General features: G+C 68.7%; 21 protein-coding genes and 2 tRNA genes. 14 read left to right on the top strand and 9 right to left on the bottom strand.

Translation table 11 applies throughout. The annotated features are described in order from the left end of the window. Window positions 1-80: 80 nt before the first annotated feature. Window positions 81-533 carry a hypothetical protein gene (locus VYJ16_RS03060; protein ID WP_336348842.1) on the bottom strand — a complete coding sequence of 151 codons (453 nt, stop codon included), beginning with the start codon at window positions 531-533 and terminating at the stop codon, window positions 81-83. Between the two features lie 87 nt (window positions 534-620). Continuing rightward, a complete protein-coding gene (locus VYJ16_RS03055; protein ID WP_336348841.1) occupies window positions 621-920 on the bottom strand; it encodes a hypothetical protein in 300 nt (99 codons plus the stop codon). A gap of 226 nt (window positions 921-1,146) precedes the next feature. On the opposite strand from VYJ16_RS03055, the gene VYJ16_RS03050 reads away from it, so the two are divergent. The 3 genes from VYJ16_RS03050 to VYJ16_RS03040 all read left to right on the top strand — a co-directional run bounded on the left by VYJ16_RS03050 (window position 1,147) and on the right by VYJ16_RS03040 (window position 2,822). Further along, entirely contained in the window at window positions 1,147-2,055 is a 909-nt protein-coding gene (locus VYJ16_RS03050) for an acyltransferase (protein ID WP_336348840.1), read from the top strand. 126 nt (window positions 2,056-2,181) lie between these two features. Beyond that, window positions 2,182-2,493 carry a DUF7577 domain-containing protein gene (locus tag VYJ16_RS03045; RefSeq protein ID WP_336348839.1) on the top strand — a complete coding sequence of 104 codons (312 nt, stop codon included), beginning with the start codon at window positions 2,182-2,184 and terminating at the stop codon, window positions 2,491-2,493. Window positions 2,494-2,666: 173 nt separating this feature from the next. Then, window positions 2,667-2,822 (top strand): DUF7331 family protein, encoded by a 156-nt coding sequence (locus tag VYJ16_RS03040; RefSeq protein ID WP_227132116.1) that lies wholly within the window; start codon window positions 2,667-2,669, stop codon window positions 2,820-2,822. Between the two features lie 708 nt (window positions 2,823-3,530). Here the strand turns inward: VYJ16_RS03040 and VYJ16_RS03035 are convergent. Beyond that, a tRNA-Gly gene (locus tag VYJ16_RS03035) sits at window positions 3,531-3,601 on the bottom strand. A gap of 135 nt (window positions 3,602-3,736) precedes the next feature. On the opposite strand from VYJ16_RS03035, the gene VYJ16_RS03030 reads away from it, so the two are divergent. Further along, entirely contained in the window at window positions 3,737-4,534 is a 798-nt protein-coding gene (locus VYJ16_RS03030; RefSeq protein ID WP_336348838.1) for an NAD+ synthase, read from the top strand. A gap of 38 nt (window positions 4,535-4,572) precedes the next feature. Here the strand turns inward: VYJ16_RS03030 and VYJ16_RS03025 are convergent, their stop codons facing one another. Then, on the bottom strand, window positions 4,573-5,328 hold the full coding sequence (locus VYJ16_RS03025; protein WP_336348837.1) for a hypothetical protein: 756 nt from the start codon (window positions 5,326-5,328) through the stop codon (window positions 4,573-4,575). 81 nt (window positions 5,329-5,409) lie between these two features. After that, a complete protein-coding gene (locus VYJ16_RS03020) occupies window positions 5,410-6,114 on the bottom strand; it encodes an enoyl-CoA hydratase/isomerase family protein (RefSeq protein ID WP_336348836.1) in 705 nt (234 codons plus the stop codon). Between the two features lie 61 nt (window positions 6,115-6,175). Between VYJ16_RS03020 and VYJ16_RS03015 the strand changes: the two genes are divergently transcribed. Together VYJ16_RS03015 and VYJ16_RS03010 are read left to right on the top strand one after the other, a co-directional pair. Beyond that, complete coding sequence (locus VYJ16_RS03015; RefSeq protein WP_336348835.1) at window positions 6,176-6,859, top strand: DUF7114 family protein; 684 nt, start codon at window positions 6,176-6,178, stop codon at window positions 6,857-6,859. Window positions 6,860-6,916: 57 nt separating this feature from the next. After that, window positions 6,917-6,988 (top strand) — tRNA-Thr (locus VYJ16_RS03010). Between the two features lie 110 nt (window positions 6,989-7,098). On the opposite strand, the gene VYJ16_RS03005 is transcribed toward VYJ16_RS03010, so the two are convergent. After that, complete coding sequence (locus VYJ16_RS03005) at window positions 7,099-7,704, bottom strand: hypothetical protein (RefSeq protein ID WP_336348834.1); 606 nt, start codon at window positions 7,702-7,704, stop codon at window positions 7,099-7,101. Window positions 7,705-8,068: 364 nt separating this feature from the next. Here VYJ16_RS03005 and VYJ16_RS03000 point away from each other — a divergent pair, with 364 nt between their 5' ends. From VYJ16_RS03000 to VYJ16_RS02980, 5 genes are all read left to right on the top strand, one after another. Further along, entirely contained in the window at window positions 8,069-8,194 is a 126-nt protein-coding gene (locus VYJ16_RS03000) for a hypothetical protein (RefSeq protein WP_336348833.1), read from the top strand. A gap of 242 nt (window positions 8,195-8,436) precedes the next feature. After that, a complete protein-coding gene (locus VYJ16_RS02995) occupies window positions 8,437-9,168 on the top strand; it encodes a class I SAM-dependent methyltransferase (protein ID WP_336348832.1) in 732 nt (243 codons plus the stop codon). Window positions 9,169-9,242: 74 nt separating this feature from the next. Then, window positions 9,243-10,790 (top strand): Hvo_1808 family surface protein, encoded by a 1,548-nt coding sequence (locus VYJ16_RS02990; RefSeq protein WP_336348831.1) that lies wholly within the window; start codon window positions 9,243-9,245, stop codon window positions 10,788-10,790. A 163-nt stretch (window positions 10,791-10,953) separates the two neighbouring features. After that, window positions 10,954-11,544, top strand: a complete 591-nt coding sequence (locus VYJ16_RS02985) for a 50S ribosomal protein L15e (RefSeq protein ID WP_336348830.1) — start codon at window positions 10,954-10,956, stop codon at window positions 11,542-11,544. Window positions 11,545-11,801: 257 nt separating this feature from the next. After that, window positions 11,802-12,671, top strand: a complete 870-nt coding sequence (locus tag VYJ16_RS02980; RefSeq protein WP_336348829.1) for an EamA family transporter — start codon at window positions 11,802-11,804, stop codon at window positions 12,669-12,671. A 41-nt stretch (window positions 12,672-12,712) separates the two neighbouring features. Here the strand turns inward: VYJ16_RS02980 and VYJ16_RS02975 are convergent, their stop codons facing one another. The 3 genes from VYJ16_RS02975 to VYJ16_RS02965 all read right to left on the bottom strand — a co-directional run bounded on the left by VYJ16_RS02975 (window position 12,713) and on the right by VYJ16_RS02965 (window position 14,205). Further along, window positions 12,713-13,186, bottom strand: a complete 474-nt coding sequence (locus VYJ16_RS02975) for a luciferase domain-containing protein (protein WP_336348828.1) — start codon at window positions 13,184-13,186, stop codon at window positions 12,713-12,715. Between the two features lie 90 nt (window positions 13,187-13,276). Beyond that, window positions 13,277-13,822: an NUDIX hydrolase gene (locus VYJ16_RS02970; RefSeq protein WP_336348827.1), complete on the bottom strand. Its 546-nt coding sequence runs from the start codon at window positions 13,820-13,822 to the stop codon at window positions 13,277-13,279. Beyond that, the gene (locus tag VYJ16_RS02965; protein WP_336348826.1) at window positions 13,819-14,205 is read right to left on the bottom strand and encodes a hypothetical protein; all 387 of its coding nucleotides are present in this window, start codon (window positions 14,203-14,205) and stop codon (window positions 13,819-13,821) included. Before VYJ16_RS02965 ends, VYJ16_RS02970 begins: the two co-directional genes overlap by 4 nt. A 273-nt stretch (window positions 14,206-14,478) precedes the next feature. Between VYJ16_RS02965 and psmA the strand changes: the two genes are divergently transcribed. The 3 genes from psmA (at window position 14,479) to VYJ16_RS02950 (ending at window position 16,828) form a co-directional block, all read left to right on the top strand. Further along, a complete protein-coding gene (gene psmA / locus VYJ16_RS02960; protein ID WP_336348825.1) occupies window positions 14,479-15,237 on the top strand; it encodes an archaeal proteasome endopeptidase complex subunit alpha in 759 nt (252 codons plus the stop codon). Further along, window positions 15,234-15,923 (top strand): archaeal proteasome endopeptidase complex subunit beta, encoded by a 690-nt coding sequence (gene psmB, locus VYJ16_RS02955; RefSeq protein ID WP_379761784.1) that lies wholly within the window; start codon window positions 15,234-15,236, stop codon window positions 15,921-15,923. Before psmA ends, psmB begins: the two co-directional genes overlap by 4 nt. A gap of 218 nt (window positions 15,924-16,141) precedes the next feature. Beyond that, window positions 16,142-16,828 carry an MBL fold metallo-hydrolase gene (locus tag VYJ16_RS02950; protein ID WP_336348824.1) on the top strand — a complete coding sequence of 229 codons (687 nt, stop codon included), beginning with the start codon at window positions 16,142-16,144 and terminating at the stop codon, window positions 16,826-16,828. Window positions 16,829-16,879: the final 51 nt, after the last annotated feature.

Here is a 16,879-nt window from a genome sequence, read left to right as displayed (position 1 = left end):
CCTAGGGACGCCCCGCACTTAGCGGGTGTGCTTCGTCGCCATCGAGCGAGAACGCGAGCCGACGAGTGGGTCGGACGTCGTCACCCGACGTCGACGCGGAGCGGTTCGTCGCCGTCGGTCGTCTGCGCCCGCCCGCAGCGGTCGCCGTCGCAATCGACCACCACGGACAGGGGCGTGCGCTCGGAGACGCCTCGTTCCGGGACGACGACGACGCGTATCGGTTCGCCGACCGCGTCGTAGCCTTCGGCGTCGATGTCGTCGGGAAGGACGTACGAACGGCTGCCGAGGGCGCGGTCGACCGAGATGCTCACGCGCACCCCGTCGGTGCTCCGGAAGGAGACGGTTCCGGACCAGACGACGCTGTCGGCATCGACGGTCACGCGCACCGAGTCGTACGCGTCGTCGCCGAAGACGCCCATGACTGACGTGCACCCGGTGCCGGCCGTCGCGACCACCGTCGCGCCCGCGGCGACGATGCGTCTACGGGTCGCATCCATCTCGCTCGCTCCTCGCCCCGTGCCGCCTGTCCCCATACGGCACGCAAGTTTTGCGGCGACTGCTTAAACCTTGGCACCTCGCCACGGTCGACCGCCATCCGTCACTCCAACGGCGGCTCGCTGTCACTCCAAGGTGAGGGTGATGGCGTCGTCGACCCCGGTGACGGTTCCGGACGCGAGTTCGGCGTCGTCCGTCGAGAGCGACGCGGAGAGCGGGTTCGCGGGGTCGTGGCCGGCCATCGGGGCTGCGACGAACTCGACGGGCGTGTACAGTTCGGTGACTCGGTCGTTGACCTGAAAGTCGTTCGGTGCGAGGTAGTCCAGGTCGCCGAGTCCGAAGACGTCCTCCCAGCGCTCGGTGCCGTCGGCGTCGCGGAACCCGAGCGTCCCAACCCAGAGCGACCCCGGGCCGGTGACAGACACCGATAGCTGCTCGAAGCGCCGAGGCTGCCTGCTCGACAGGGCCCCGGAGAGCGCTGGGAACGATGCCGCCGCGGCTAACCCGCGTAGCACCGACCGACGCGAGTATGCCATACCATACCAAAGTGATGCATCGGTATCAGTGCTTGGCCGAACCAGCGCGAGGAGCGGGACGACGCGGGCTTCGCACAACCAAACGGGTATCAGGGCCGACCGCCAACTGGCGAGCATGACGAAACGGCACGTCACGCTTCCCGGGGGCGCCGAGGCAGGCGTCCGAGCGTTCATCGAGGACGTCGACGAGCGACTCCGCGGCGACGACGAGTCCACGTGCGAGGTCGTCGAGGACGTCCTCGTCGACCTCCACGGCGACCGCGACGCCTACGAGCGCTGGCAGAACGACGCGGACGTCTCGCCCGCAGAACGCGTCCGTCTCCAGGGGTACGACCCCTGCAACACCACGCTCGAATCCGAGTACTACGCCGAGAAAGACGAGGAGAAGTTCGAGACCTCGAAGCACCTCCAGTGGCTCTGGCGGCAGTTCGACGCGACGCCGATGGCGGACAACGTCGAGTTCGCGCTCCGGTTCCGCGCGATGCTCGCCGACCACCTCTTCGAGGAGTGTGGCGACGACTGCCGGTTCTTCAAGGGCATCACGTTCACGTACGGCCACAACATCACCATCGGGGACAACGTCGTCATCCACGACGACGTCCACCTCGACGACCGCGGGAAGCTCACCATCGGCGACCGCGTCTCCATCAGCGACGACGCACACATCTACAGTCACGACCACGACGTCGTCGACCAGACCGAGGTCGAGAACTACCACACTATCGTCGAGGACGACGCGCGCATCACGTACGACACGATGGTCCGCGCGGGCTGCAAGATCGGCGAGAACGCGGTCGTCGGCGCGAAAGCCGCGGTCTCCAGCGACATCCCCGCGCACCACGTCGCCGTCGGGTCGCCAGCCAAGAGCGTGAAGGTCAAACCCGGCTGGGAGGACGTCGCCGAACCGCTCGAGGACGCGAACGTGAACCGCCAGGCGGAACGCCGCATCGAGTACGACCTCGACGACGACCTCGACGTGTTCGACGAGTTCCGCCGCGACCTCGCGCCGCCCGGCGGCCGCTGACGACGCCACCCACCCGCTTCCGCTCCGACCCGTCCTGTCCCGTCTCGCCACGACCCGTCCGCTCACTCGCGCGCAGGTGGACCCGCGAGCGACAACAATCAAGTGCCATGCGAACAACTAGCACATATGGTCGAGGTCTGGAGCTGGATAATCGGCTACGCCGTCCTGTTCGCGGTCGTCCAGCTCGCCATCTACGCGTACTACGTGCGCCGCGGGGAGCGGAACCCACAGGCGAGCGCCATCGGCGACCCCGAAGAATACACGCGCGTCGGCGACCGCGTCCACCGGAACCGCGTCGACGAGGACGACCTCGACGACCGCGTCCCACCGGCACACCCCACCGAGGACGCGTTCCGCGCATGCCCGCACTGCGGCACGGCGAACGAACACCTCGGCACCATCAAGTACTGCCGTAACTGCACGCGCTCGCTCGGCTGACCCTCCGTCACCGCTCGACCCGCCACCCCGCCCACGCCGCGCCACCCCAACCACCCGACCCTCGATCACCCCGAACCACCCTTCCTCGCCCCGTGGCCGTCATGCTTTTATCGCCGCGCTCACCCGGCCAGCAAGCATAAGCCCGACCGAACTATATCCTGCATCGAACCCGGATGCAGTCACAGGAAAACGAAGACGCCGACCGCTACGTCGGCCGTGAAACCGTCGAAGGAATGGTCATCTACGACCGCGAGAACCTGGACGCCTGGATCGAATCCGACACCACGCGTCCCGTCGAAGACGGACTCGAACGGCGCGACGAAGCCTGAAACCCCAGGGGTGGGGTGGGTACAGCGACGCAACCGGTCGTCGACGCGAACGCACGCGACGACGACCCCTCACACAGCAACAGCCGCCAGCGAGCGACCGCACCAACCTACCGATAGCCATACTGGCGCCACTCCGGCTCCAACGCGAACACCACCAGCGCCACGCACAACACCACCAGACCCACGCTATACAACGCATACCGAACACTTTGGAACACCAGCACCGCCCCCAACGCCACACCCACCAGCAACCAGCACCCCACCACACCCCGAACCACCACACTAAACCGCACACTAACCACCACCGTTCACTCGCCTGCGACACGCCACACCGAACACACACGCCACCACGCGAGCCCAGGCGACCATACACCACCGATACCACCCCCATCAGCATCGTAACCAACCGCCTACGACCCACCATCCACCCCCACTAGACACCGCATACCACCCGACCCCCCGACGCGAACCCCACCCCGCGAAGGCACTCGCTCGTCGCTGTCGCTCCTCGCTCGTGGTGTTCCGGAGAAGTGCGCCGTCCGGGATTCCCGTGAGCGAGGCGAACGGGAAGTCGGACGGTGGACGACCGAAGGGAGTCCGCCGTCCGGGAATTGAACCGAAACCAGACGCGCTCGTTCACTGCGTTCGCTGCGCGCGACTGGTAGGGTTCAATTCCCGGTGGCGATCTTCTTCGTTTCGCTCAGAAAATGCGCCGTCCGGGAATTGAACCCGGGCTAGTGGCTTGGGAAGCCACTGTCCTACCACTGGACCAACGGCGCTCGCATCCGTCGATTCCGGCCGCTTGCACTTGAACGTAGCGCTTCGCGGCCGCCGGGCGGCCGGGAACTGGACGCACGTCCATCGTTTCCGCGTCATGGAACCGTATTTGTCGATGCAATCCCTACCGACGCGTGATGCTTGACCTGCGATTCTCCGACGACGAACTCCGCGACCGACGCGACCACATCGAGACGTTCATCCAGGACGTCGTCGCCGACGCCGGCGCCGACGGCGCCGTCCTCGGCCTCTCCGGCGGCGTCGACTCCACCACGACCGCGTACCTCGCGGCGAGCGCACTCGGCAAAGAGAACCTCCGCGGGCTCGTCCTTCCCGCCGAAGTATCGAGCGACGGCAACATGAGCGACGCCGAGCGCGTCGCCGAGGACCTCGGCATCGAGTACGACGTCGTCGAGATCGAACCCATCGTCGACGCGCTCGTCGACGCCGTCCCCGGGAGCGACCGCGACCGAACCGCCGTCGGGAACACTCGCGCTCGCGTCCGCGGCGTCCTGAACTACTACGTCGCGAACGAAGAGAACCGCGTCGTCCTCGGCACCGGGAACCGCGCCGAAGCCCTCACCGGGTACTTCACGAAGTACGGCGACCAGGCCGTCGACTGCAACCCCATCGGGAACCTCTACAAGCAACAGGTCCGCCAGCTCGCCGCGCACCTCGGCGCGCCAGACGACCTCGCTGAGAAGCAAGCGACCGCCGAACTCTGGGCGGACCAGACCGACGAGGGCGAGCTGGGGCTCGACTACGATACAATCGACGCCATCCTCGCGCTCCACGTCGACGGCGACCTCTCGCCCGCCGCGACCGAACGTGCGCTCGACGTCGACCGCGACGCCATCACGCAGGTCCGCGAACTCTACGAAGCCAGCAAGCACAAGCGCGCGATGCCGCCAGCGCCCGTCGACCCCACGCCCTGACCGCTCCAGGAGAGAACCAGTCGAGAAATCGAGACCGCTCAGGCGAGCGCGCTCGCGTTCGTCGTCGTCCCGTTCGTCGACCCACCGCCGGGTGCTTGCACGCGAACCGAGATGCTGTCGCCCTCCTGGAGGACGTACGTCTCCGGCGCCACCGGTTCGCCGTTGACCTCGTACACGACGGTCGCACCGGTCACGACCTCCCAGCCGTCCGGCGCCTGCGCGTTCGCCCCCTGCCGGTAGACGACGCCGTCGTACGCGAACGACGTGTTCGTCACGCCGAACGCCGTCGCCTCCAGCGCGTACTCGAGCGTCACGCCCTTGGCGTGCACGTGCCAGCGTCGCAGCCCGCGTTCGAAGTGGAACGCGCGCATCTCTCGCGGATGCTGGAACTCCGCTCGCCGGAAGTCTATCTGCTGTCCGTCGACGTTCACGCTGATCGGCCCGTGCTCGTGCGCCGCCCCGAGGCTGTACGGTCGATACACCTCGTCGGTCCCCGCCGGCCCGAGCTGGTGCCCGGGCGGGTTCGGCGCCGGCCCGAGTTCGCCGAGTTCGCTGTTCGGACCGCTCCCGCTACCCCCGATGGTGAGCGTGTACAGGATGACGGCGAGGAGGAGCGCGCCGACGGCGATACCGGCGACGAGCAGCGGCGTCGACGGCCCGCCGTCGCCGCCGCCGAGTTCGTCCAGTCGCCGTCGCTCTATCGGCCCCATCTCGCCCGGATGCTCGTCGCCGAGGTGCCTGAGGTACGCGGCCTCGTCCTCGAACGATTCCGAGCAGTGCTCGCAATCTGTCACGCCCCAACGTCGGCGTTCGCGCACTACGACTCTTTCGGACGAGGACTCGTTGCCCGATGCCCCACCGGAGTACCGACGCGGTCAGTCCTCGTCGCGCGCGGCGGCGATGTCGTCGGCGTGACTCGCGACGAGGTCCGCGAACGCCTCCACCTCCCTGGCCTCCTGGCTCTGGACGTCCTCGCGGTCGCGCATCCGTCGCTTCAGCGCCCCGAGCGCATCCGGCGGGTGCGCCGCTATCTCGTCAGCCACCGTGCGCGGGTCGTCGACGACGCGCGACACGAGCCCCATCCGGTGGGCGTCGGTCGCGTCCACGCTCCGCCCGGAGAGCGCGAGGTCCATCGCGTCGCCCTCCCCGCAGATGCGCGCCAGCCGCGCCGTCCCGCCCCACGCGCCGAACAACCCGAGGGACACGCCCGGTTCCGCGAACGACGCCGCCGGCGTCGCCACCCGCACGTCGCAGCCGAGCGCGAGCTCCACGCCACCACCACGCGCCGGGCCGTCGATTCCGGCGACGACGACCGCGTCCGTCGACTCGAACGCGCGCACCACGCGCTGCCCGCGCGCCGCCAGGTCCCGCGCACCCTCGCGGTCCAGGTCGGCGACGACGTCCAGGTCCGCGCCCGCACAGAACGCCGGCCCCTCCCCGTGAAGGTACAGCACGGGCGCCGTCACCTGCTCGGCCGCGTCCGCAAGCACGTCCAGGTCCGTCGGTCGAAGCGCGTTCCGCCGGTCCGGACGGTCGATGCTCACCACGCAGACGTCCCCGTCGCGGTCGACTCGAATCACACCACCGCGGACGTCCGTCGTTTCCAAAGGTCTTTGCGTGTCCCGTTGCTACCTACGCGCGATGGACGAGGCAGCAACGTGTCGCTCGGCCGCCGTGGACGCCGTCGAGGACGTCTACCCGGCGCGCCTCCGCGACGACATCGTCGCACACGTCGACGGCGGCTCGCTCGCCCCCGGCACGCTCGCACTCCGTTGCGCGCGCGCCGTCGACGACACCGTCGACCTGAACGCCATCGGTAGCCGCGCCGCCGGCGTCCAACTCATCTACGACGGCCTTCGCCTCACCCGCACGCTCTCCCACACGGAACCCTGGGAGGACGTCGACGACCAGACCCAGCCGAACCTCGACATCCTCGCCGCCGACGTCCTCGTCTCCAGGGGCTTCTACCTGCTCGCGCGAACGGACGCGGCCGGCCGCGCCGTCGAGACCGTCCGCACGTTCGGCCGCGAGCAGACCGAACGCCGCGACGCCGAGCGCGACCCCACCAGGGACCCCGCCGAGCACGACCGCACGCTCGAACGGGACGTCCTCGAACTCGCCGCACTCGCCGGCACCACCGCCGCCGACGGCACCCCGACGCCCGAACTGTACGCCGTCGTCGCGGACTGCATCGACCACGTCACCGACCGTGGGTTCCCGCACGAACTGGACTTCCTCCCGACCGTCGCCGACCTCCACGCCACGATTCCGCCCGAGGAGCCGACCGCGGACGACGGCGTCCCCCAGTCCGCGGGCGATTCGTAGCCGCGAATCGAAACGCATTAAAACGAATCCCGACAAGTGGAAGATGCGTTCCAACGCGCCTGGGTAGCTTAGCGGTAAAGCGCGTCCTTGGTAAGGACGAGACCCCGGATTCAAATTCCGGCCTAGGCTTCTCTCGCCGATTCCTCTCGCTGCGTAGTTGGACGTGTTCCTCGAACCGACCGCTCCTTGGGTTCCGGGTTCGATTCGTGCGTCGCGGAGTCGCTGGTGTCCGATGGTGGCTACGACGGGGTGCGGGTGGCTGCGTAGCGGCCGATGGCGAAGTTGAGAGTGCCGAGGCCGATGGCGACGGCGAACCCGACGGTGGCGTTGAGTGCGAGGACGTCGACCGGCCACTGGTATCCGCCGTAGTAGAGGTGGTTGTGGGCGCGGTACAGGACGGCGAGGAGTGGGAGAGAGCAGGCGAGTGCGAGAACGGCCGCGAACTCGCGTTTCGTTCCTGCTGCGCCGAGCGGGAGGAGCAGTGCGATGGGGAGGCCGAGTCGTAACTGCGAGTATATCCCCTGCATCAGTGCGGTCTCGGAGAGCGGCCGCCAGTAGAACGGGTGCGTTATCATCGGGGAGAGGGGGACCTGGACGAGACAGACGACGCCGGCGATGGCGAGCGCGTCGCGGACCTCCAGCGGGCGTTCGTAGTGCAGCCACGTGGCTGCGACGCCGAGCGCGGTGAGCGCGTACGTCGAGACGACCGTCCAGTGGAGAGGTCGCGCCCAGAACCGGAGGACGACGAGGTCGGGGTCAATCGCGATGAGTCCGTAGTACAGCAGCAGCGTCAGTTCGAAGATGGTGAACGTCACGAAGAGGTCCTTCGCGCGGATCGGCGCCATACTACGACGAATCGCCCCGGCCTGGTTTACATATTTCGCGGTTAGTTCGCGTTGGATTATCGGTTCGGAGGGCGGTTCCGTCGTCGACGAGCCGGCGTCGGGCGTACGAGCGGTCGGCACGCTCGTGCCCGGAGACCGGTCCGGTGGGAGGGGGAACGGACGCGCTCGTCGCCTCTTGCACCACGACGGAGAACGGCGACGTGTCGTTCACGCTCCCCGGACCGGCCCGCGCCCGGCCGTGAACCGGCCATCCGTCGCTCGACGAACGCACGGTGGGGCCGTCCCGCCGCGCGACGAGCGACCGTCGACGCACACAAGGTGATTTGGCGCGGGTTCCACGTTCACGTAGCCGCGACGTCCATCCATGCGAGCGTCGACCGCCGCTATCGCGTTCGGTGTTGGATTGTTCGCGCTCCCCATCCCCGGGACGTTCGTGACGGGAGCGTTCGTGATACTCGCCGGCGTCGTCGCGCGGTACGTCGGGTCGTAGCGGGAGCGGCCCTCCTCGTCCGTCGATTGGTCTGTCGCGCGGGAGAAACTAGATCGAGTGGAGCGGGTGAGTGTTCCTGGCGCTGGCGGCAGTGGTGGACTCGGTCGGTGACTCCGGGGGCGAGCGCCCGACGGGCTGCAGTCGAAGATTCCGAACCACATCCAATATTCGGGCTGACACTTCTTCTCGTGGGGTGTCGATGGGGCCAGTGTGGTTATACCGTCGCACATCGAGAGAGCGCTATGGACGCGCCACCGGACGGTCCACGTATCATCGACGCGACCATCACGCGGTTCTCTCCCGACCGCGGATACACCGGTCGCTACCGGAGCCACTTCCACGAACTGACGGGTTCGGCGGTCAGCGGGCGTGTCCTCGACGTCGGTGCCGGTGGCGGTGGCACGCACGACCACTGGGACTTCCCGAACACGACCGAGGTCGTTCGCATGGACATCGACCAGTACGACAACCTGGACGTTCGCGCGGACGGCACGAACCTCCCCTTCGCGGCGAAGACGTTCGACAGCGTCATCTGCTCGGCTGTGTTCGAACACGTCTCGCTCTCCCGCCTCCACCTGCTCTTCGAGGAGATTCAACGGGTTCTCAAGCCCGGCGGGAAGCTGTTCGGCGCCGTCGCGTTCAACTACCCGCTCCACGGGCAACCCCACGACTACTCCCGACCGAGCATCCACGGCCTGAACGACCTCGCAGTCGCCGCTGGCTTGGACGTGGACACGCTCTATCGAGGTGGGAGCTACGTCGACACGCTCCTGCACGTGCTCTTCTCGCCCGTCCGACGGACGTGCATGTTCCTCGGCGTCAGATGGTTGAGCGGCGCGTTCGCGCTCGTCCACTATCCGTTCGTCGCCCTCGCCTGGCTGATCGCGCTCGGCTTGAAGGCCGGGTACGGCGAGAACCCGTTCGGGAGTCACTGGAACGTCCAGAGCGCTATCGTCGCGCAACGACCGGAGTGACTCACCCAGACATCCCCGGCGGCGCGGCCGAACGCCACGACGTTTTTATCGCGCAGACTCCGAGGTACGGGTAGATGCGAACGAGAGTCGTCTTCGTCGTCGTCGCCGTGGTCGCGATGGTCGGGCTCGCTGGCTGTACGCTGTCGGCGTTCCAGGAGTCGACGGCGACGACGAGCGACTCGGAGACCGCGCCCGCGCCCGACGACGGGGGCGCGCTCGCGGACCCCGAGGAGGACGTGAAGGGCTGGGAGAACGGCGTCTGGTACAACGAGTCGCTCGCGGTCACGCCCGGGGATGGGTTGAACGAGTCGGAGCTCGCGGCGGTCGTGAACCGGAGCATGGCCCGCGTCGAGTACGTGCGGAACGTCGAGTTCGACCGGCGCGTGCCGGTCTCCATCCTGTCGCGCGAGGAGTACCGCGAGCGCCAGAGCGGCGGCGGCGGTGGTGGTGACGAGGCCGCGGCGACCAGGGAGGCGGTGCGGCTCGAGGCGCTGTTCCTCGTCGGCGAGTCGACGGACGCCCAGGAGGAGCAGGCGGAGACGCGGTCGGCGAGCGTCCAGGGGTTCTACTCGCCGAACGCGGACGAGATAACCATCGTCGCGCCGTCGTCGACGCCGACGGTCGACGAGGTGACGCTCGCGCACGAGCTCGTGCACGCGTACCAGTTCCGCGGGAACCTCGACGTGCGGTTCCCGCAGTCGCCGACGCGGGACGAGCAGCGCGCGCTCGTGGCGCTCATCGAGGGTGACGCGAACTTCGTCGATCGGCAGGTCCGCGAGCGCTGCGGGGCCGAGTGGGCGTGCGTCGGCCATGAGACCGGCGGAGAGGAGTCGACGAGCGACGGCGGGACGACCGCGGACGGCGACGGCGGAGGGGAGGAGGGTGGCTCGGGTGCGGCGGCGGCGCCGCGCCCGAACATGGGCCTGTATTTGTTGTCGTACTTCCCGTACGCGGAAGGCGAGGCGTACGTCGCGGCGACGAAGGAACGCGGCGGGTGGGCGGCCGTGAACGCGCTCTACAGCGACCCGGCGGCGTCCAGCGAGCAGATCATCCACCGGAACGACGACGCCGTCGAGAGCGTGTCGGTGCCCGACCGGAGTTCGGGCGAGTGGTCGCGCGTCGGCAACGGCGGCGTGGTCGCGGGCGAGGCGGACGTGGCGACGATGTTCGCGGCGACGCTGTACGACGACGTCGAGGGGAGCATCGTCTCGCGCGACCAGTTCCTCACGGACAGCGGGCCGGTCCCGATAACGTACGCGCTCCCGCCGAGTGCCGGCTGGGCGGGTGATTCGCTGTACGCGTACGAGCGCGACGACGGCGACACGGGGTACGTGTGGCGGCTGCGGTTCGACGACGACGGGGAGGCCCGGGAGTTCGCGCGGGCGTACCGCGACCTCCTGCGGTACCGTGGTGCGGACGCGGGCGACGACGGTGTGTTCGTGATACCGGACGGGCCGTACGCGGACGCGTTCTACGTGGACGTGTCGGGGTCGCGGGTCACCATCGTGAACGCGCCGGCGGTCGAGGACCTCGGCGACGTCCACGAACCGGCGAGTCAGCGCGTCGCGCCAGCGAACGCGCTCGCGCCGTCACCGCCCTGCGTCGCGCCGCTGGCCGTGTGAGGCCGTGACGCGCGCCGCGGGGTTCCGAAACCCTTTATGCGACGACGCGGGAAGTTCGACCAACTCGCTGGTCGACGGGCACCAGTGGGCACCTGTCATCGACAGGTCATCGGAATGTGGTCCCATCCGGGACTGAACCGGCAAACGCCCGTGGTGATAGACCATGGCACGAAGTTTCTACTCGCACATCAAGGAAGCGTGGCGGGACCCCGACGACGGGAAGCTCGCCGAACTCCAGTGGCAGCGAAAGCAAGAATGGCGGAATCAGGGCGCCATCGAGCGCGTCGAGCGACCGACGCGTCTCGACAAGGCCCGCGAGCTCGGCTACAAGGCCAAGCAGGGCGTGGTCGTGGCGCGCGTCAGCGTCCGGAAGGGGACGGCGCGGAAGTCCCGACACAAGAAGGGGCGTCGTTCGAAGCGCCAGGGCGTGAACCGCATCGGGCGCCGGAAGAACATCCAGCGCATCGCGGAGGAGCGAGCGTCGCGGAAGTTCAAGAACCTCCGCGTGCTGAACTCGTACTGGGTCGGTGAGGACGGCTCGCAGAAGTGGCACGAAGTGATCCTCGTGGACCCCGAGCATCCCGCGATCGAGAACGACGACGACCTCTCGTGGATCACGGAGAGCCAGCACCAGTCGCGTGCGTTCCGTGGCCTCACGAGCGCCGGCACGCAGAACCGCGGCCTCACGTTCAAGGGCAAGGGTACCGAGCACACCCGACCCTCGAACAACGGCGGCCAGGGTCGCGCGAAGTAACGCCGACTCGGGTCGACTCCAGCGGCGATTTCGGTTTCTTTCGGGCGTCACTCGCGTAGCGATGGCTGGGCTGGATGCGAAGGGTGTGCTGCGAGCGAGGGGTGTGCTGCGAGCGAGCGCTGAATCTGCGCGAGGTTGGACTGCGAGCGTGGACCGCTCGGGACCTCCTCCACGCCCATCGAACACATACCGAGTTAACATAGCGGGGCTTTTCCCTGCGGTCTCGATAGGTACTCGCAGATGAGTTGGGGTCGTCGATGAGTACGCTGGGTATCGCGCTCGCGCTCGCCGGCGCGGTCGTCTTCGGGACGTACGTCTTCCTCGTCAAGTACCGGTTCGCGCACTATCCGGACTCGGTGTACGTCGTCTGCGTGTACGCTATCGCGACCGTCCTGTACGCGCCGGTCGCGGCCGCGAGCGGTGCGACGGTCCCGACCGACCCGTACACGCTCGCGGTCCTCGTGGGCGTCAACGCCCTCGGCGGCGTCGCGATACTCGCGTTCTTCCGCGCGCTCACGCTCGGCGACGTGTCCTACGTCGCGCCCGTGAGCAAGGTCGTGCCGCTGTTCGTCCTCCCAATCGAACTCGCCGTGCTCCCCGGAACCGACCTGGGGTCGCTCCAGGTTGCGGGGGTGGTCGTCGTGACGATAGCGCTCTACCTCGCGAACTACCAGGGCGACCTCCTCACGCCCCTGCGGCGTGCGGTGACGCTCCGCCCCGGCCAGCTCGCGCTCGCCTCGGCGGCGACGTTCGGCGTGGTCGACGTCGGGAAACGCCACCTCATGGGCGACCTCGGCGTCGACCCGGCGGCGTTCGTCCTCGTGCTCTTCCCCATCGTCGCGGTCATGTTCGCGCCGCTCGCCGCGCGCAACTGGCCGGACGACGTCGCGGTCAGCGGCGACCTCGGCGCGCTCGCGGCGCTCGCGGTGCTCGTCGCGGTCGGCCAGCACGTCGTCGCGCTCGCGTTCGTCGAGCTCGCGGCGAGCGTCGCATCTCCGCTCGTGAACGCGCAGGCTATCGTCGCGGTCGTCCTCGGCGGCGTCGTCCTGAACGAGGAACGCTTCGGTGCGCGACTCGCGGCTGCGGCGCTCGCCGTCGGCGGCGTCGCACTCATCGCGCTCGGGTGAGTGCTGACCGCGGTCAGACCCAGAGGCTCGGGGTGCGAGCTTCAGGCGGCGAGCCCGAGGTTCCGCGCTCGCTGCCGGTAGCGTTCGGTCACGGGCGCCGGTGCGTCGAGCGCGTCGAGTTCCGCGTCGAGGTCGAGGGTCGCCAGCGCGCGCCGCCCGGTCTGCGTGCGCGAGAGCGTTATCGCGGTCGCGAGGTAGGAGAGCCGGAGGAGCCACACGGCTCCGTCGACGTCGCTCGGGTCGCGGATGCGGTACGACGTCCAGCCAGAGTCCGGGTGGACGCTGTGACGACCCGTGCGTCCGGCGGCGACGAGGGCGTCGCGGACGCTCCGATTGTAGTTGACGTCGAGCAGGCCGGACCGGTGAACGTGTCCGAACTCGCGCGTCCCGAGGAAGAACGCCGTCCCGCCGAAGGGGTGCTCGCGGACGATCACGCCGGGCCACGCCTCGACCGCGGCCGCGACCAGCGCGGTGGTGGCCGCTAGCTGACTTGCCGCGGACTCGTCTCGAACCATGTTAACAATACGCGTTCGAAGGATTTGACGCTCGCGGTCGGACAGGGCACCGAGCGTACGCGGTCAGCGCAGGGCGTCCCGTGCTCGCGGTCAGAGCAGGCCGTCCTCCTTCGCGAGCAACAGCGCCTCCAGGGTCGCGTCGTTCGTCGGCGGGTCGCGCGCCACGTCGATGGCGTCCGCGACGGGGACCGACCGCACCTCGATGAACTCGTTGCTGTCGAGCTCGCGCTCACAGGGCGTCAATCCCTCCGCGAACACGTACCCGCGGCGATGCCGGAGCAGGCCCGTCGAGCACCAGACCTCCTGCAGGAGGGAAACGCCCGCGGGGTCGAACCCGGTCTCCTCCTGGAGTTCGCGCGCCCCCGCCGTCGTGTACGATTCGCCGTCCTCGACGATGCCAGCGGGGAGCTCGAGCTGCGTCTGACGGATCGTCGGCCGGTACTGTTCGACGAACACGACCTCTTCGCCCGTCGACGCTACCACCACGACCGCGTCCGGGAGCTCCGCCCAGTAGTAGTCCTTCTCGGAGCCGTCCGGTTGCTCGACGCGGTCACGGCCGCCCGTGTACCACGGCGTCTCGTACTCAGCGACCGACTCGCGAACCGGCCACTCGCCTGCGGGGAGGTCTCGACTCATTCGTCCTCACGAACGATCTCCAGTCGGTAGACCGTTCCGTTGTACGTCACGTACGCCACGTCGCCCTCGACCGCGTTCGGGACGCGCGTCGCGACCGCGCCGAACTCGTCGAACGGCGAGTGACTGAACGACTCCTTCACGCCGAACGGGCCCTCGTAGTACGACCCGGACGTCCCGTCCGCGATCGCTTCGGTCACGTACGGGAACCGGCGTTCGCTCACGTCCGTCGCGTCGTACGTCGCGCCGTCGAACGTCGACGCGTTCCCGACGTCGGTCGCCTGCACGCGATACGGGTCGCCGCTCTTGAGGAGACTCGGGAGTGCGCCGACGGCGAGCCCGAGGACCACGAGCGCGACGAGCACCAGGATGTACCGCTGTCGCATACGCCGACGTTAGGGGGTCGCGTTGAAACGTCCACCGGACGAGGCGGCCGCCGAGCGCGCCGGGGCGGGTCGCCACGAGACCGCGATGCTCGGCGTTCAGAACCGGGGCAGGGGACCGAGAACGCCAGCGGTGTTGCCCGGGACGGAGTTTTTAAAGGTCGTCGGGTCCAAGAACCGGGCACGATGGACGAGCTCGGAGTCCAGATGGCCGGCTGATGGCTTACAGAAAGTACTTCCGAACCCGTCCACTTACCTCAGGTTACGGAACCTCCCATGCAAGGACAAAATCAACAGCAGGCGTACGACCGCGGGATCACTATCTTCTCGCCGGACGGACGTCTCTACCAGGTCGAGTACGCACGCGAAGCCGTCAAGCGCGGCTCCGCGAGCGTCGGTATCAGAACGCCCGACGGCGTGGTGCTCGCAGCGGAGCGACGCACGCGGTCGCCGCTCATGGAGCGCGACAGCGTCGAGAAACTCCACAAGATCGACGACCACGTCGGTATCGCGAGCGCGGGCCACGTCGCTGACGCCCGCCAGCTCATCGACGTCGCGCGTCGCCAGAGCCAGGTGAACCAGCTCCGGTACGGCGAGCCCGTCGGCGTGGAGACGCTGACGAAGCACGTCACGGACCACATCCAGCAGTACACGCAGACGGGCGGTGCGCGCCCGTTCGGCGTCGCGCTGCTCGTCGGCGGCGTCGAGCACGACGGGACACCGCGGCTCTACGAGACGGACCCGTCGGGGACGCCCTACGAGTGGAAGGCGGTCGCCATCGGCGGGTCTCGCGAGGACATCCAGCGTCGTCTCGAGGAGGACTACGACGACGCGCTGAGTCTCGGCGAGGGCGTCGACCTCGCGCTCGAGTCGCTCGCGGAGGCGACCGAGGACGGCTTCCCGGCGGAAGGCATCGCGGTGTCGACCGTGCCGACGGAGACCGGGAGCGTGGAATCGCTGTCGACCGACGAGATCGGCGAGCGCCTCGAGGCGCTCGACCTCCTCGCCGAGGAAGACGAGGGTGATGCAGAATGATGGACGCTGACAACCCCTACGACCCCGAGATCGCGCCGAGCGACTGGGGCGAGCACGCCGGAGAGGACCAGGAGAACGTGAACAAGACGGGGACGACGACGGTCGGTATCGCGACCGACGACGGCGTCGTCATCGCGACCGACCGCCGCGCCAGCCTCGGTGGCCGGTTCGTCTCGAACAAGAAGGTCGTGAAGGTCGAGGAGATCCACCCGAGCGCGGCGATGACGCTCGTCGGGAGCGTCGGTGGCGCGCAGTCGTTCATCTCGAGCCTCCGCGCGGAAGTGAACCTCTACGAGGCGCGTCGCGGCGAGGAGATGAGTATGACGGCGCTGTCGACGCTCGCGGGGAACTTCGCGCGCGGCGGCCCGTACTTCGCCATCAACCCCATCCTGGGTGGCGTGGACGACGAGGGCAGTCACGTCTTCTCCATCGACCCGGCGGGTGGCGTGATGAAGGACGACTACACCGTCACGGGCAGCGGGATGCAGGTCGCGTACGGGTACCTCGAGCAGTCCTGGCACGACGACATGTCGATGAGTGAGGCGAAGCAGGCGGCCGCGAAGGCCGTCATCTCGGCGGCGGAGCGCGACACTGGCTCCGGGAACGGTCTCGTCCTCTGTGAGGTCACCGAGGGCGACGTCTCCATCACGGAGTACGACGACTTCCCGAACCCCGAAGAGGTCTGATCGGCTCCTTCGGTTCTCGCGGTTTCGACGCTCGATAGCGATAGCGCTGGCGTCGCGGTGAGCGGTCGGGTTCGCGCTGGCGTCGCGGTGAGCGGTCGGGTTCGCGCTGGCGTCGCGGTGAGCGGTCGGCGAGCGCTGGCACTGGACGGTCCGGTTCGCGTGCCGGCGAGGGCGTCGTTGGGGCGGTGCTTTTGTCGGCGGAGCGGGTGCGTGTGGGTATGAGTCGGGAACTGGTGGCTGGCGTGTGGGCGATGGAGGGGCGGGCGTCGTCGATGTTCCTCGTGGCGGACGGGGACGACCTCGTGCTCGTCGACGCCGGGGTGCCGTGGGACGCTGGAACCATCCGCGAGGGCGTTCGCGACGCGGGATTCGGGCTCGGCGACGTCGACCGCGTGCTCGTGACGCACTACGACGTCGACCACGTCGGGGCGCTCGCGCGCCTCGACGACGAACTCGACGCGACGGTGTACGCGAGCGACACGGACGGGCGCATCCTGACGGGCGAGCGCAAGCCGCCGTTGCGCGGCGCGAAGGCGGTGTTGACGCGGTTCGTGTCGGTCCCGCTCGTCGAACGCCCGGACCTCGAGGTCCGGTTCGTCGGCGAGGGCGATACCGTCGGGTCGTTCGAGGTGTTCGAGACGCCCGGACACACGCCCGGGCACCTGTGTTTCGTGAGCGACCGCCTCGGCGTCGGGCTGCTCGGTGACCTCGTGCGCGGGACCGCGGACGGGGCGCTGCGGCGCGTGCCGCGGGTGTTCGACGGGAACCGGCGTCGGGCCGGTGAGAGCGTGCGCGCGTTCGCCGACCGCGCCCCGGCGTTCGAGGTGGCGTGCATGGGGCACGGCGAGCCCCTCGCCGCGGGCGGCAGCGACGCGCTCGCCGACCTCGCCGCGCGACTCGCCTGACGGCACGAACGTCGGTGCCGCGGTGGCCGCTCGCGACGGGTCGTTTAGGTC

Source organism: Halorubellus litoreus (assembly GCF_037081675.1).
In the GTDB taxonomy this organism is placed as follows: Archaea; Halobacteriota; Halobacteria; order Halobacteriales; family Natrialbaceae; genus Halorubellus; species Halorubellus litoreus.
The sequence above is the reverse complement of the archived record's forward strand: the minus strand, read 5'-3'. Positions and strand labels throughout refer to the sequence as shown.

Coding starts and splice junctions, on each gene's coding strand:
- VYJ16_RS03060 (WP_336348842.1), bottom strand. CDS start 533: ATGGGGACAGGCGGCACGGGGCGAGGAGCGAGCGAGATGGATGCGACC.
- VYJ16_RS03050 (WP_336348840.1), top strand. CDS start 1,147: ATGACGAAACGGCACGTCACGCTTCCCGGGGGCGCCGAGGCAGGCGTC.
- VYJ16_RS03045 (WP_336348839.1), top strand. CDS start 2,182: ATGGTCGAGGTCTGGAGCTGGATAATCGGCTACGCCGTCCTGTTCGCG.
- VYJ16_RS03040 (WP_227132116.1), top strand. CDS start 2,667: ATGCAGTCACAGGAAAACGAAGACGCCGACCGCTACGTCGGCCGTGAA.
- VYJ16_RS03030 (WP_336348838.1), top strand. CDS start 3,737: ATGCTTGACCTGCGATTCTCCGACGACGAACTCCGCGACCGACGCGAC.
- VYJ16_RS03015 (WP_336348835.1), top strand. CDS start 6,176: ATGGACGAGGCAGCAACGTGTCGCTCGGCCGCCGTGGACGCCGTCGAG.
- VYJ16_RS03005 (WP_336348834.1), bottom strand. CDS start 7,704: ATGGCGCCGATCCGCGCGAAGGACCTCTTCGTGACGTTCACCATCTTC.
- VYJ16_RS03000 (WP_336348833.1), top strand. CDS start 8,069: ATGCGAGCGTCGACCGCCGCTATCGCGTTCGGTGTTGGATTGTTCGCG.
- VYJ16_RS02995 (WP_336348832.1), top strand. CDS start 8,437: ATGGACGCGCCACCGGACGGTCCACGTATCATCGACGCGACCATCACG.
- VYJ16_RS02990 (WP_336348831.1), top strand. CDS start 9,243: ATGCGAACGAGAGTCGTCTTCGTCGTCGTCGCCGTGGTCGCGATGGTC.
- VYJ16_RS02985 (WP_336348830.1), top strand. CDS start 10,954: ATGGCACGAAGTTTCTACTCGCACATCAAGGAAGCGTGGCGGGACCCC.
- VYJ16_RS02980 (WP_336348829.1), top strand. CDS start 11,802: ATGAGTACGCTGGGTATCGCGCTCGCGCTCGCCGGCGCGGTCGTCTTC.
- VYJ16_RS02975 (WP_336348828.1), bottom strand. CDS start 13,186: ATGGTTCGAGACGAGTCCGCGGCAAGTCAGCTAGCGGCCACCACCGCG.
- VYJ16_RS02970 (WP_336348827.1), bottom strand. CDS start 13,822: ATGAGTCGAGACCTCCCCGCAGGCGAGTGGCCGGTTCGCGAGTCGGTC.
- VYJ16_RS02965 (WP_336348826.1), bottom strand. CDS start 14,205: ATGCGACAGCGGTACATCCTGGTGCTCGTCGCGCTCGTGGTCCTCGGG.
- psmA (WP_336348825.1), top strand. CDS start 14,479: ATGCAAGGACAAAATCAACAGCAGGCGTACGACCGCGGGATCACTATC.
- psmB (WP_379761784.1), top strand. CDS start 15,234: ATGATGGACGCTGACAACCCCTACGACCCCGAGATCGCGCCGAGCGAC.
- VYJ16_RS02950 (WP_336348824.1), top strand. CDS start 16,142: ATGAGTCGGGAACTGGTGGCTGGCGTGTGGGCGATGGAGGGGCGGGCG.